Source organism: Rhizobium sp. TH135 (assembly GCF_002855515.1).
Lineage (GTDB): Bacteria > Pseudomonadota > Alphaproteobacteria > Rhizobiales > Rhizobiaceae > Allorhizobium.
This window is the reverse complement of the sequence record NZ_PKRP01000002.1, coordinates 545,959-559,459: the sequence shown is the minus strand read 5'-3', so window position 1 is coordinate 559,459 and position 13,501 is coordinate 545,959. Positions and strand designations below refer to the sequence as shown.

The following is a 13,501-nucleotide window of genomic DNA, read 5'->3' as shown; positions in this document are numbered from 1 at the left end:
GATTTCGTCTTTCGTCGGAGCTCCGAATCCGGGAAAATGGCCGCATGATCATCAAGCAACTCTCCGAGACACTCATCAACCAGATCGCCGCCGGCGAGGTCATCGAACGACCGGCCAGTGCAGCGAAGGAACTGATCGAGAATGCGATCGACGCAGGCGCGACCCGCATCGAGGTGGCGACGGCCGGCGGCGGCAAGACGCTTTTGCGGGTCATCGACAATGGGTGCGGCATGGGGCCTGAGGATCTGGCGCTCGCCATCCGCCGGCATTGCACATCGAAACTCAGCGAGACGCTGTTCGACATCCGCTCGCTCGGCTTTCGCGGCGAGGCCCTGCCCTCGATCGGATCGGTCGCGAAGCTGACGATCACCAGTCGTCCCGCCGGCGCCGACAGCGGTGCTGAAATTGCCGTGGTCGGTGGCAAGGTAGGGGATGTGCGCCCGGCAGCGGCCAATCCGGGCACGACGGTCGAGGTGCGCGATCTGTTCTTCGCCACGCCTGCTCGGCTGAAATTCATGAAGACGGAGAAGGCGGAAGCGGGTGCGATCAGCGAGATCGTCAAGCGCATGGCGATCGCCTTTCCAGCCATCCGCTTCGTGCTGTCAGGCACCGACCGCTCGACGCTCGAATTTCCCGGCACTGGCGACGATCATCTCGCGCGCATCGCGCAGGTGCTTGGTGCCGATTTCAAGGACAATGCGATTGAGCTCGATGCCGAGCGCGAGGATGTGCGGCTATCAGGTTTTGCCGGCGTGCCGACCTTCAACCGGGGCAATTCCGCCCATCAATATGCATTCGTCAACGGACGCCCCGTGCAGGACAAGCAGATCCTATCTGCGATCCGTGGTGCTTATGCCGAGACCATTCCTCAAGGCCGCTATCCGGTAGCCGTGTTGTCTTTGACGCTCGACCCCGCGCTCGTGGACGTCAACGTGCATCCAGCGAAATCGGATGTGCGCTTCCGCGATCCGGCGCTGGTGCGCGGGCTGATCGTCGGGGCCATCCGGCAATCTCTTCAGCGCGAGGGCGACCGGGCGGCAACGACCGGGGCCGGCGGCATGCTGCGTGCTTTCCGCCCTGGCTTCTCGCCGCAGCCGGCCCAGGCTTGGTCACCGGCCAGTTCGCCATCGCGGCCGCTTTATGGGACAGCGCCGAGCTTTGGCAGCGGGTTTGCGGCCGCTGCTGCACCGGCTGCACGCGGTTTTGGCGAAGCGGCGCAGGCGGCATTCGACAGCCTCACCGTGCCGACAGCCCGAAGCGAACCGATACCCTCCCCTGCCCCCCAGAGTGCCACCGTCGAGGCGATCGCCAGCTATCCGCTCGGTGCTGCGCGAGCGCAGGTGCATGCCAACTATATCGTGGCGCAAACGGAGGACGGTCTTGTCATCGTCGACCAGCATGCCGCCCATGAGCGGCTGGTCTTCGAGCAGATGCGCAAGGCGCTGACGGGTCGGCGACTTCCCTCGCAAGGGCTGTTGATCCCCGAGATCGTCGACCTCACGGAAGAGGATTGCGATCGGCTGATGACGCATGCGACAAGCCTGGAGCAGTTGGGGCTGGCGATCGAGCGTTTCGGGCCGGGTGCCATTGCCGTGCGCGAGACCCCGGCGATGCTCGGCGAGATGGATGCGACCCAGCTGGTGCGCGACCTCGCCGACGAGATCGCCGAATGGGATACTGCCGACCGGCTGTCGGCCAAGCTCGAACATGTGGCGGCCACCATGGCCTGCCACGGGTCCGTGCGCTCGGGCCGGCGGCTGCGGGTCGAGGAGATGAACGCACTTCTCAGACAGATGGAGCAGACGCCGGGCTCGGGTCAGTGCAATCACGGGCGGCCGACTTATGTGGAGCTCAAGCTTTCCGATATCGAACGGCTGTTCGGACGGAGCTGAGCGTGCCACGCACGGGTTTTGACGTGAGCCATCTTTCATTCGCCGGGAGGGCGCTGTATTGCAGTTCCGTGACACGCGGCGCAGGAGAAGAGTGATGAACCGTTTCGAAGGCGGCGGAAACCGCGAAGCCAAGATCCGCTATCTCGATGCCGATTTCCAGATCCTGACGCCGGGGACCTTCGTCACCTGCGCGATCACCGGGCGCCCGGTGCTGGTCGACGAGCTGAAATACTGGAGCGTGGCGCGGCAGGAAGCCTATGTGGATGCTGCGGCATCTTTGGAAGCGGAAAAGCGCGCCGGCGCGCTTCCCAACCAGCGCCGCTGAGCCTCAGGCCTTCTTGCCAAGGCGCCTGCGCCGGCAGGCCTCGATCGCCCGGTCGATGATCAGGTCCGGAGCCTTCGGGTCATCGAAGACCATGTCGATCTCCACCACCCGCGATTTTTCCGACAGCTCCGCCGACCGGCCGTGACCGCCCGACAGGCGGACACTGTCCTTTGCCGTCGTCACCAGTTGCAGGCCCTGGCGTTCGGCGCGTGACAGCAGATCCGAGATCTCGTCGTCAGCGAGATGATGATGATCGGGAAAGTCCGCGCGGTCGACGATGACTGCGCCGAGCTCTTCCAGCGTTCGATAGAACTTCTTCGGATCGGCGATGCCTGCGTAAGCGAGCACTGACCGACCGGCGAGATCGTCCGCCGCCTGGGGCGTGACATTGGCGACCAGAACCGGCTTCCCGCTGCGGGACGCCTGGCGAACAAAGCGGTCTGCCGCATCTCCCTTGCCGACCTTCAGGATCGCATCGAGCTGGCGCATCTGGACCTCAAGGGGCGCGCGTACGGGGCCTGAGGGCACGACCCAGCCATTGCCGATGCCGCGCCGGCTGTCCACAACGATCAAGGCGTAATCCACCAGAAGCCGGGCGCTCTGGAAACCGTCATCCATAATGACGAGATCAACGCCCTCGGCCACCAGCTTTTCAGCGCCCGCGACCCTGCGGCGGGAAATGACGGTCAGCGCCTCGCGGGCGAGCAGCAGCGGCTCGTCTCCGACAGCCGTGGAGCGATGGTGATGCGGGTCAACGACGGTGGTGACATCCAGCGAGCCGCCATAACCGCGGCTGAGGAAACCGGGGGTCAGCCCCCTCGCCTTGGCGGCGCGGGCAATCGCGATTGCGGTCGGGGTCTTGCCGGCACCGCCGACGGTGAAGTTTCCGATGCAGACGACCGGCACGGGTAAAGCGTGGCGGCGGCGATGCTGCATGATGGCACCGGAGATGCGGCCATACACAAAGGAGAGCGGATAGAGGTAGATCGCCTGCCAGCCGGTCTTGGTCCACCAGAAGGGTGGTGCCTCGGATACCATTCTCGTCCCTGTCGTGACCCCGGCGCCCCTCTGGCACCGCCTCATGCGCGCAACAAGAACCATTGCAACGCCGAACCGTCAAGCACAGGCGTGCCGAAATGGCACGAGCGCTGTCAGTTGAGGACGGCTTCGAGCTCGGTGATATCGGCGAGCACCATGTCGGAATGCAGGGTAAGCGTCTCCCGCGAGCCGGTGCCGGAGAGCACGCCGATCTTCAGGCCGGCACCGGCATTCTTGCCCATGTGCAGGTCGTGATTGTTGTCGCCAACGACGGCCACTTCTGCCGGTGCGAGCCCGGTCGCGGCGCAGAAGCCGAGCACCATGCCGGCTTCCGGCTTCTTGCCATGGCCGCTGTCATAGCCGGCAACGAAAGCAATATATGGCAGGATGCCGAAGCGCTCGGCAGCGACCCGGATCGAGCGTTCATTGTCGCTGGAGGCGATACCGAGACGAAGGCCCTTGCCGTGCAGGCGGGCGAAGAGCGGCTGGAGTTCGGTCACAGGCACCGAGAGTTCGGCGGCCTTTGCGAAGCAATCATCGATCTTCGGCACCAGAGCTTCTAGCGCGAAGGGCGAGCCGGCATTAATCATGCCCTCTGCAATCTCGACCGTGTTGCCGGCGGCAAAGAGGCTGTCCGGCACGATGGCACCGCTCACGGGATCCATGCCGCAGACCAGCAGCAGCCGATCGGCGAGCGCCTCGTCGCCATCGGCGGCCATCAGCGCCACCTCGCGATTGACCGGTCCCCAGCTGGCGTCAAAATCGAGCAGCGTGCCGTCCTTGTCGAACAGGATGCCGGCAATCCTTTGCGTCTGCTGCATGGGGAAGATCCTGTTTTAGGTTCAGCTCTGGCTGGCGCTGCGCGGCTCGAGCTTGGCCTTGACGGAGAGAGGGCTGATATAGGGCTCGAGCCCCTTCAGCGTCGCGCTCAGGGCACCGCGCATCTCCTGCATGCTTTCAAGGCCGGCATCGATCATCTTTGACCGCGCCACCTCGTTATTCAGGAGGAAGTGGACGGCCTTCGCGAGCATTTCGGCATCGCGGACGATGCGGGCCGCCCCCTTGCGCACCAAGCGCTGGTAGCTTTCGCGGAAATTGCTGACCTGCGGACCGGACAGAACCGCACAGCCGAGCATGGCCGGCTCCAGTGGGTTCTGGCCACCATCGGCGGCAAGCGACCGGCCGACGAAGGCGACTTCGGTCAGGCGCAGATAAAGGCCCATCTCGCCGATCGTGTCGCCGAGGAAAACATCCGTCTCAGGCGTAATAACATCGCCACGCGTGCGGCGGGCAACCACGAGGCCCTTTTCCACCAGCATGGCCTCGATCTCGTCGCTGCGCTCGGGATGGCGCGGCACGAGCACGGTCAACATGCCCGTATGGGCCTTCAGCGCACGATGCACCATGGAGGCGATCTTCTCTTCGCCATCAAAGGTGGAGATGGCGGCCCAGCTCTTGCGGTCGCCGATCTGCTGACGGTAGCGCTCCAGCACCTGCTCGTCGCAAGGCGGTGCATCGCTGTCGACCTTGATATTGCCGGATACGCTGACGGGCCAGGCGCCGAGATCGCGAAAGCGTTCGGCATCGAGATCCGACTGGGCAATGACCAGCGCCAGCTTGCCAAAAAGCGTTTCGGCGATCGACGGATGCCGCTTCCAGCGATCGAACGAGCGATCGGACATGCGGGCATTGACGAGGATCTGCGGAATATGTCGGCGATGCAGCTCGGCGAGTGTCGTCGGCCAGATCTCAGATTCCACGCCGATGGCGATATCCGGCTGCCAGTAATCGAGGAAGCGGCGGATCGATGGCAGGAGGTCGAGCGGTACATATTGGTGAAGGACCATGTCGCCGAGACGGTTCTTCGCCACTTCGGCCGAGGTCACGGTGCCGGTGGTCAGGAGCACGTGGATATCGCGGCGGCGCAGTTCGCGCATCAGGGCGACGACGGCGGTGGTTTCACCGACGCTTGCGGCATGGATCCAAACGAGTGGGCCGACAGGGCGCGCGAGGCTCGCATGGCCGAAGCGCTCTCCGCGACGGGCCTTGTCTTCCTTGCCCTTGGCCGCGCGATAGGCAAGCATCGGCCCCGACAGCGGATAGGCCGCAAGGCCTAGCCAGCCATAGGATGTCAAGGCGAAGGAGGCTAGGCCATCGCTCAGTGCCATCGATCGGACCTGCTCATCTTCATCGACAATGCCATTCTTCCCGGTCAGGAGGCGTCGCTACGCAACAAGAGAGATGCAAGAAGACTGAGTTCAAAACGTGACCCTTGCGGGTCGTCCGGGCGGTCTTTGGAAAACCGCCGGCCTTCGGCTTACTTGTCCGAAGGGTTCAGCATTCGGTGCATGTGAACGATGAAATAGCGCATATGCGCGTTGTCGACCGTCGCCTGAGCCTTCGCCTTCCAGGCCACCAGGGCGCTGGCGTAGTCGGGGAAGATGCCGACGATGTCGAGAGCGTTCAGATCGCGGAACTGGACCTCTTCGAGGTTCGACAGTTCACCGCCAAAAACCAGATGGAGAAGCTGCTTGTTTTCGTTGGTTTCCGTCATAGTTGCGGCCTTTTCTCATTCTCAGTCAGTCGGCTTTCATCTGCGCGATTTCGCTGCAAAGGTCAACTCCGAGGAATTCGCGTGATGTTCTTGAGCAATGCCGGAAGAAGCTCCGCCGATGCTGCACAGAGCACCGGATGGGTCACATCTTCGCGATTATATACCAGTGCCTGTCCGTCGAGATCGGTGATCGCACCACCGGCGCGCGCAAGGATCAGATCGGCCGCCGCCAGGTCCCAGTCATGCGAGCTCTTCTTGACCAGCGTGGCGTCGATGCGCCCGTCGGCCACGAGCGCCAACCGGTAGGCAAGCGACGGGATATGATCGACGCGTTCGATGCGAGGCCTCAGCACCGGGCTGAAGCTGGCAACCATATCCTGGGCGGAGGCGACCTTCAGGCTGCCTTCGATACCGGCCGTGGAGACCGTGATGTCCTGGCCGTTGCGGCGGGCGGGGCCATCGGCTGTTGCCGTGAACTCCTCCCCGAGCGAGGGGGCAACGAGGATGCCGGCGACGGGTTTGCCCTTGTGGACGACAGCAACCGAGACGCACCAGGTGTCCTTGCCGGCCAGGAAAGCGCGGGTGCCATCGATCGGATCGATGACGAAGAGGGTCTCGCAGGAGAGGCGCGCCGGATCGTCGTCCGTCTCTTCCGACAGCCAGCCATAATTCGGTCGGGCGTGGCGGAGGATTTCCTCGAGGATCTTGTTGGCGGCGTAGTCGGCGGCGCTGACCGGCGAGCGGCCCTCGTTCTTCCACCAGACTTCGGGCGACTGGCCGAAATGGGCCATCGCCACCTTGCCAGCTTCCCGGGCTGCATCGGTGATCAGCGCGAGGTCGGCCTGCCAGTCGAAGCGCAGCCCGTCCGATGTCTGTCGATCAGAGCCCGGCAAGGGTCATGCCCTCGATGGCGAGCGTAGGAGCTGCCACACCGAACTTGCGGTCGATATCGTTGGCCACCGTGATGCGCATGAACATGTCCTTGAGGTTCGATGCGATGGTGATCTCCGACACCGGGTAGGTGAGCTCGCCGTTTTCGATCCAGAAACCGCTCGCACCACGGCTATACTCGCCGGTGATCATGTCAACGCCCTGGCCGATCATGTCGGTGATGTAGAGGCCGGTACCGACGCTCCGGATCAGCTCCTCCGGCGAGATGTCGCCAGGTTCCAGCGCCAGATTGGTTGAGGACGGAGACACCGAGGTGCCGCCCCGCACGCCACGGCCATTGGTCTTCAGGCCAAGCTCGCGGGCGGCAGACGAGGACAGGAACCAGTGCTTCAGCACGCCGTCCTCGATCATCGTCAGCGGCTTGCCGGAGATGCCTTCGCCATCGAAGGGGCGCGACGAGGAGCCACGGACCTTCAGCGGATCATCGGTGATGTTGAGGCCTGCCTTCAGGACCTGCTGGCCCATCTTGTCGCGCAGGAAGGAGGTCTTGCGGGCGACCGAGGCACCATTGATGGCCCCGGCGATGGTGCCCGCGAAGCCGCGCGCGACGCGCGGATCGAAGACGACGGTGAGGTTGGATGCCGTCGGAACCTGGCGTGGGTTCAAGCGGCGGATCGCCCGCTCGGCGGCGCGGCGGCCGATTTCTTCCGGGCTGTCGAGCTCGGCGAAATAGAGACGGCTGTCGAAATCGTGGTCACGCTCCATCTTGGTGCCCTCGCCGGCGATGACGCCGACCGAGCGGGAGAAACGCGAGCCGGCATAGCTGCCGGAAAAGCCGTGCGATGTCACAAGCACGAGGCCACCCATGCCGGCCGAGGCACCGGCGCCGAGCGAATTGCTGACGCCGTTTACCGAACGGGCCACCTCTTCCATGGCGAGCGCGCTTTCGCGCAGCTGGTCGCTCGACACTTCCGTATCGTCGAAGAGCTGAAGGTCAGGGATGTCGCGGGCAAGATCGCTCTCGTCGGCAAGACCCGCGAACGGATCCTCGGGCGAGACCTTGGCCATGGCGACTGCGCGCTCGGCAAGCGCCGTGAGGTCGAAGCCCGGATTGGCCGACACCGACGCCACCTGGCGGCCGATGAAGACGCGAAGCGAAAAGTCGTCGCTCTCGGAAGCCTCTGTTGACTCGACCTTGCCGAGGCGGACGCTGACGCCCTTTGAGCGGGAGCGCACGACCACCGCATCAGCCTTGTCCGCACCCGCCTTTATGGCGAGATCGACAAGCTGTTCGGCGCGTTCTAGGAGATTGGCGGAATCGATTTGATTGGGCATGGGTTGGCCTTTCCTTCCTGCTCCATTTATTGTGCCTGAGATGGGGCATCAAGGGCGGTTCGGGCTTTTCCGTTCACTTGCCCGGCATAGGTTCCATTCCAGTCCGCTCGATCCCGGAAAACGAGGAGAATACCCTTGGCCAGCGCAACCGAAGCCCTGTTTGCCCAACCGCTGCTCCTTCTCGGAGGAGCGGTCATTGCAGCGCCGATCTTCCGCAAGCTCGGCCTCGGAACGGTGCTAGGCTATCTGGCCGCCGGCGTGGTGATCGGCCCCGTCCTGCATCTGATCGGCGGGTCAGGGGAAATCCTCGCGGTGGCAGAACTCGGGGTCGTGCTGCTGCTCTTCATCATCGGGCTCGAACTGAAGCCGAGCCGCCTGTGGCACATGCGCCGCGACATCTTCGGGCTGGGCACGAGCCAGGTGGTGCTGACAGGTCTCGTCGTGACGGCGCTGGTCTATGCGGCAGGTCTGCTCGACTGGCGCGGCGCGCTGGTTGCCGGCTTCGGTCTGGCACTGTCATCGACCGCGTTTGCGCTGCAATTGCTCGAAGACTATGGCGACATGAACAGCCGCTACGGGCAGCGTTCCTTCTCCATCCTGCTTTTCCAGGATCTCGCCATCGTGCCGCTGCTGGCCATGGTCACGGTCCTGAGCTCCCAAGGCGGCGAAGCGCAGCAATCGCCGCTGATCGAAATCGGGATCGCCGTGGCTGCCGTGATCGGCATGATCCTTGCCGGGCGCTATCTGCTGACGCCGATGTTTCAGATCATCGGACGGACGGGCGCGCGCGAGGTGATGATCGCAGCCGCCCTCTTCGTCGTGCTCGGATCCGCCTACCTGATGCAGGTGGCCGGACTTTCCATGGCCATGGGGGCGTTCCTTGCCGGTGTCATGCTGGCCGAATCCTCCTATCGTCACGAACTTGAGGCGGATATCGAGCCATTCCGCGGGCTGCTTCTGGCACTCTTCTTCATCGCGGTCGGGCTATCGATGGAGCTGCAGGTGATCGTCGACAATCTGGCTCTGATTGTCGTTGCCGTGCCTGTGCTGATGGCGGTGAAGGCGCTCGTCATCTATACGATCTGCCGCCTCTCGGGCTCGTCGCGCAACGACGCCATCCGGATCGGCATGCTTCTGCCCCAAGGCGGGGAATTCGGCTTCGTCCTCTTCACCACCGCCGCAGCCGCTGGCCTCTTTTCCGGCGCGCAGTCATCGCTGTTGATCTCGATCGTGACGCTCTCCATGGCGCTGACGCCGCTGACGGCCAAGATCGGCCAGCGCCTCCTGGTGCGGGAGACGGGCGAGAAGGAGGAGATGGAGGAGGATTTCGAAGGTGCTGGCTCCGACGTGCTGATGGTAGGCTTCTCCCGCTTCGGACAGATCGCCGCCCAGATCCTGCTGGCGAGCGGCCGCGATGTCACGATCCTCGACGACAGTCCCGACCGCGTAAGACAGGCGTCGACGTTCGGTTTCCGGATCTATTTCGGCGATGGCACCCGGCTCGACATGCTCCGCGCCGCCGGCATCGAGAGGGCAAAAATCGTCGCCGTCTGCACCCATAAAAAGGAAATCACCGACAAGATCGTCGATCTCATTCGCTCAGAATATCCTGACGTGCGGCTTTTCGTGCGTTCCTATGACCGCATCCACAGCCTGGAACTGCGGGCTCGGGACGTGGAATACGAAGTGCGCGAAACCCTCGAATCCGGTCTGCTCTTCGGCCGCCGGACGCTCGAAGGGCTGGGTGCGACCGAGGACGAGGCCTATGAAATCGGCGAGGACATCCGCCGCCGCGACGAGGAGCGCCTGAGGCTTCAGGCCCAGGAGGGCATGCTTGCCGGCCGCGAACTGATGCACAAAAGGCCGGTGAAGCCGGAGCCTCTGATCAAGCCGAAGAAGCCCATCCAGACCGTGGTAGCGGAAGAGGAGGTCCCCGCCGCCTGATCCTCAGCGGCGGACGAAATCTTCCATACGTGCGGCAAGCTCCCGCTTCAGCGGGTCCTTGAGGCGATCGGAGATTTCGAGGATCTGGCGCGCCTTGAAGAAGTCGAGGACCTTGTAGGCGTTGACCTCTGGCCGGATGTAGATGTCCGGCTGGCAGATCTTCATCTTCAGGGCGATATGCGACTGCATCATCAGCTGCGAGGCACCGAACAGGCTGTCGATGCGGTTTGGCACCAGCGAGCCGTCTCCCTCCGGCGCGCCGATGACGTCGATGGCGACCATGATGTCGACCTTGCCGACCAGGTGATCGTAGGGCACCGGATTGAAGATGCCGCCGTCGATCATCAGCCGGCCGTCGATGGTAACAGGGGCGAAGAGCGCGGGAATGGCGGCAGATGCCGACAGTGCCTCGTAGAGATCACCTTCGCTGCGCACCAGTTCGCACTGGCCGTAATAGTCTGTGGCAATGACCGTCAGCGGCAGTTTCAGGTCGGCAAAGGTGTCGGGGATCTGGGGCGGCAGGAAGGCCCGCAGCAGGCGCGGCAGGTTGAACTGGCCGAAGCGAAAGCCGCCAAGGGCACGGATGCTGGCCGGCCTCAGGCTCCAGAAGCGGTTCAGCACCAACGACCTGTTGTCGGCGAGTTCAAGCGTGTAGTCGCGGATGTCGCGGCCGCTCATGCCGGCGGAATAACCCGCGCCGAGGATCGCGCCCATGGAGGAGCCGGCGATCAGGGCGGGCTTGATGCCCAGTTCGTCGAAGACCTCGAGCACCGCGATATGCGAGAAACCGCGCGCGCCCCCTGCCCCGAGGGCGAGGCCAATGGTTGGATCGGCCTTCACGGCTGTTGACGGGATCGGGGTTTCAGCGACGAGATCCATGGGCCAGCTTTTCTCCGTTTCGGGGATCAGGCTGGCCTATAGGAAAAGAAGTACATTTTCGTGTCACCGAAGGTGCGCTCTTCCAGGAAGGCGAAAACCGGATCGACGGACACCTGCACGTCACCGCGCTCTTCGAGGATGACGAGGGCGCCCGGCGCGATCCATCCGCCCTGATGGGCAGACAACAACGCCTTTTCGCCGAGACCCTTGCCATAAGGTGGATCGGCAAAGACCAGTTCGAAGGCCTCGATGTTGTTGGACGGGCCGAGATCGGTGGCGTCGCGCCTCAACATGCGCGCGCGACCATGCAGGCCGAAGGCATCGATGTTTTCCCAGAGCAGGCCACGGCCCTCGACGCTGTTCTCGACGAACAGGGCCGACTTGCAGCCCCGCGACAGCGCTTCTATGCCGACCGCGCCTGTGCCGGCGAAGAGGTCGAGAATGCGCGTGCCATCGAGCACGCCCGGATGGGCGTGCGCGAGGATGTTGAACAGGCTTTCCCGCGTCCGGTCGACGGTCGGCCGGATGTCATTGGACTTGGGCGTGGCCAGCGTGCGGCCACGGAACTCACCGCCAACGATGCGCATGACGGCTTACCTCTTGCCCTTGGGCGCGCCCGTGCGGGGACCGGAGGGCTTGCCGCCCGGGCCACCAGAGCGTGGGCCACCGGCAGGGCGTCCGCCCGGCTTGCCGCCGAAGCTTTTGCCGCCACCAGGCTTGCCGCCAAACGACTTGCCAGCCGGTCTGCCAGCCGGCTTGCCGAAGGACTTGCCAGCGGGCCGGTCACCAAATGGACGGTCGCCCGCAGGTCTTGCGCCACGCGGTTTGTCGCCGAAAGGCCTGTCACCGGCCGGACGCTCGCCACGGGGGCGATCATCACGGGGGCGATCATCACGGGGTCTGGCGTCACGAGGACGGTCATCACGCGGCCTGTCATCGCGGGCGCGATCCGGCGTGAACCGTTCCGTGCGCGGACGATCCGGCTTGTCGCCGAAAGGTTTGCGAGGACCGCGATCACCAAAATCCTTGCGGGGGCCGCGGTCGCCGAAGTCCTTGCGCGGGCCGCGGTCTGCACCTTCACGACGCGGCGCGCGGTCGTCGCCTTCCCGGCGCGGTGCGCGTTCTGCACGGTCGCCGAAATCACGGCGAGGGCCGCGATCCGTTCCTTCGCGGCGCGGGGCGCGGTCGTCACCGTCGCGACGGGCGGGACGGTCGCCGAAGCCACCGCGCTTTTCGCCACGGCCGCCATCGCGACCGCCGGGCTTCTGGTCCGGGCCGTCGGCGCGGATCCAATCACCCTCTTCGTCACGGGCGCGGGTAATCTGAACGGTCGATGTCGGACGGTCGTCGAAGCGCTCTGCGGGCTTTGCGCCACGCGGATCGGGCTTGCGACGGGCAGCGGCAGCGGCAGCCTTTTCACCGAGCGGGCGGGCGCCGGGCGCCATCCAGACGTTTGCGGTCCGGCCCTTGGTGTTGGTCACGGGGCGCTTCGGCTTATCGCCAAACTTGTCGCCAGGCTTGCCGTCGTCGCGGCGGGTGTCGAGACGTCCAAGCGCGCGCTCGCGCTTGTCGCCCTTGTCGGCCCAGTCCTTCGGCGCGGCGCGCTTCTTGTCTGCCGGGCGCTCGTCACGACCCCAGTCGGCCTTCGGCTCGCGGCCGGGCTTCTTGGCAGGTGCGGCAGGCGCGTCCTCTTCGTCCGTCTCCACGCCATGGGCGTAGATCGGCGCGTCGAAGTTTGCCTTGGATTCCTCAATCAGGCGGGGGCCGAGCTGATCGCGCAGCATGCGGCCGCGGACTTCGAGCACCTGACCTTCCGGCAGATCGCCGAGCTGGAACGGGCCATAGGAGATGCGGATCAGGCGGTTGACCTCGAGACCGAGCGCGCCGAGCACGTTCTTGATCTCGCGGTTTTTGCCTTCGCGCAGACCCATGGTGATCCAGACATTGTGGCCCTGCTTGCGGTCGAGCGTCGCATCGATCGCGCCGTAGAGCACGCCGTCGACGGCAATGCCTTCCTTCAGAGCATCGAGTGCCGGCTGATCGACATCGCCATAGGCGCGCACGCGGTAGCGGCGCAGCCAGCCGGTGGTCGGCAGTTCCAGAACGCGGGCGAGGCCACCGTCATTGGTGACCAGCAGCAGGCCTTCAGTATTGATGTCGAGGCGGCCGATGGACATGACGCGCGGCAGGTCTTCCGGCAGGTTCTCGAACACCGTCGGACGACCTTCCGGATCGGAATTGGTCGTCACCAGGCCGGCCGGCTTGTGGTAGAGCCAGAGGCGGGTGCGTTCGATGCCGCGGATCGGCTGACCATCGACCTCGATCTTGTCGGCCAGGGTCGCGTTCAGGACCGGTGTTTCAAGCACCTTGCCGTTCACGGCCACGCGGCCTTCCATGATCATGCGCTCGATATCGCGACGCGATGCAACGCCAGCGCGGGCGAGGAGCTTCGAGATGCGTTCGGGCTTCATCGTGTCGTCGCCAGCCGGCGCCTCGGCGCGCGGGGCGCGGGCGGGCTTGTCTGCGGAGGCTGCGGACGGCTTTCTGGTTTGCGGCTTGCCGCTGCGGTCGGAGGGCTTGCCCCCCGGACGCCTGGACTTGTCTTTGAATGTCATTTGCTGTTTGCCTGTCGTTTGGGCTGTC

Annotated in this window: 12 protein-coding genes; 3 read left to right on the top strand and 9 right to left on the bottom strand. The window is 64.6% G+C overall.

Going from position 1 to position 13,501, the window contains the following annotated elements; all coding sequences use genetic code 11:
- Positions 1-44 precede the first annotated feature (44 nt).
- A complete protein-coding gene (gene mutL, locus C0V73_RS07655) occupies positions 45-1,892 on the top strand; it encodes a DNA mismatch repair endonuclease MutL (RefSeq protein ID WP_102019391.1) in 1,848 nt (615 codons plus the stop codon).
- 94 nt (positions 1,893-1,986) lie between these two features.
- Complete coding sequence (locus C0V73_RS07650) at positions 1,987-2,217, top strand: DUF2093 domain-containing protein (protein ID WP_006726618.1); 231 nt, start codon at positions 1,987-1,989, stop codon at positions 2,215-2,217.
- Positions 2,218-2,220: 3 nt separating this feature from the next.
- On the opposite strand, the gene lpxK is transcribed toward C0V73_RS07650, so the two are convergent.
- The 6 genes from lpxK to C0V73_RS07620 form a co-directional block, all read right to left on the bottom strand.
- Entirely contained in the window at positions 2,221-3,255 is a 1,035-nt protein-coding gene (lpxK, locus tag C0V73_RS07645; RefSeq protein WP_102019390.1) for a tetraacyldisaccharide 4'-kinase, read from the bottom strand.
- 113 nt (positions 3,256-3,368) lie between these two features.
- Positions 3,369-4,076 carry an HAD family hydrolase gene (locus C0V73_RS07640; protein WP_102019389.1) on the bottom strand — a complete coding sequence of 236 codons (708 nt, stop codon included), beginning with the start codon at positions 4,074-4,076 and terminating at the stop codon, positions 3,369-3,371.
- 21 nt (positions 4,077-4,097) lie between these two features.
- Positions 4,098-5,417: a lipid IV(A) 3-deoxy-D-manno-octulosonic acid transferase gene (gene waaA / locus C0V73_RS07635; RefSeq protein ID WP_172450108.1), complete on the bottom strand. Its 1,320-nt coding sequence runs from the start codon at positions 5,415-5,417 to the stop codon at positions 4,098-4,100.
- Positions 5,418-5,572: 155 nt separating this feature from the next.
- Entirely contained in the window at positions 5,573-5,809 is a 237-nt protein-coding gene (locus C0V73_RS07630; RefSeq protein ID WP_102019387.1) for a DUF4170 domain-containing protein, read from the bottom strand.
- A 62-nt stretch (positions 5,810-5,871) separates the two neighbouring features.
- Entirely contained in the window at positions 5,872-6,702 is an 831-nt protein-coding gene (locus C0V73_RS07625) for a 3'(2'),5'-bisphosphate nucleotidase CysQ (protein ID WP_245407908.1), read from the bottom strand.
- Entirely contained in the window at positions 6,689-8,035 is a 1,347-nt protein-coding gene (locus C0V73_RS07620; RefSeq protein ID WP_102019386.1) for a TldD/PmbA family protein, read from the bottom strand. Before C0V73_RS07620 ends, C0V73_RS07625 begins: the two co-directional genes overlap by 14 nt.
- A 135-nt stretch (positions 8,036-8,170) precedes the next feature.
- Between C0V73_RS07620 and C0V73_RS07615 the strand changes: the two genes are divergently transcribed.
- Complete coding sequence (locus tag C0V73_RS07615) at positions 8,171-9,979, top strand: monovalent cation:proton antiporter-2 (CPA2) family protein (protein ID WP_102019385.1); 1,809 nt, start codon at positions 8,171-8,173, stop codon at positions 9,977-9,979.
- A 3-nt stretch (positions 9,980-9,982) separates the two neighbouring features.
- Here the strand turns inward: C0V73_RS07615 and C0V73_RS07610 are convergent, their stop codons facing one another.
- From C0V73_RS07610 to C0V73_RS07600, 3 genes are read right to left on the bottom strand one after another with little or no spacing between them, the layout of a single operon-like run.
- Complete coding sequence (locus C0V73_RS07610) at positions 9,983-10,858, bottom strand: patatin-like phospholipase family protein (RefSeq protein WP_102019384.1); 876 nt, start codon at positions 10,856-10,858, stop codon at positions 9,983-9,985.
- Between the two features lie 26 nt (positions 10,859-10,884).
- The gene (gene rsmD / locus C0V73_RS07605; RefSeq protein WP_102019383.1) at positions 10,885-11,445 is read right to left on the bottom strand and encodes a 16S rRNA (guanine(966)-N(2))-methyltransferase RsmD; all 561 of its coding nucleotides are present in this window, start codon (positions 11,443-11,445) and stop codon (positions 10,885-10,887) included.
- A gap of 6 nt (positions 11,446-11,451) precedes the next feature.
- Positions 11,452-13,473 (bottom strand): pseudouridine synthase, encoded by a 2,022-nt coding sequence (locus tag C0V73_RS07600; protein ID WP_102019382.1) that lies wholly within the window; start codon positions 13,471-13,473, stop codon positions 11,452-11,454.
- Positions 13,474-13,501: the final 28 nt, after the last annotated feature.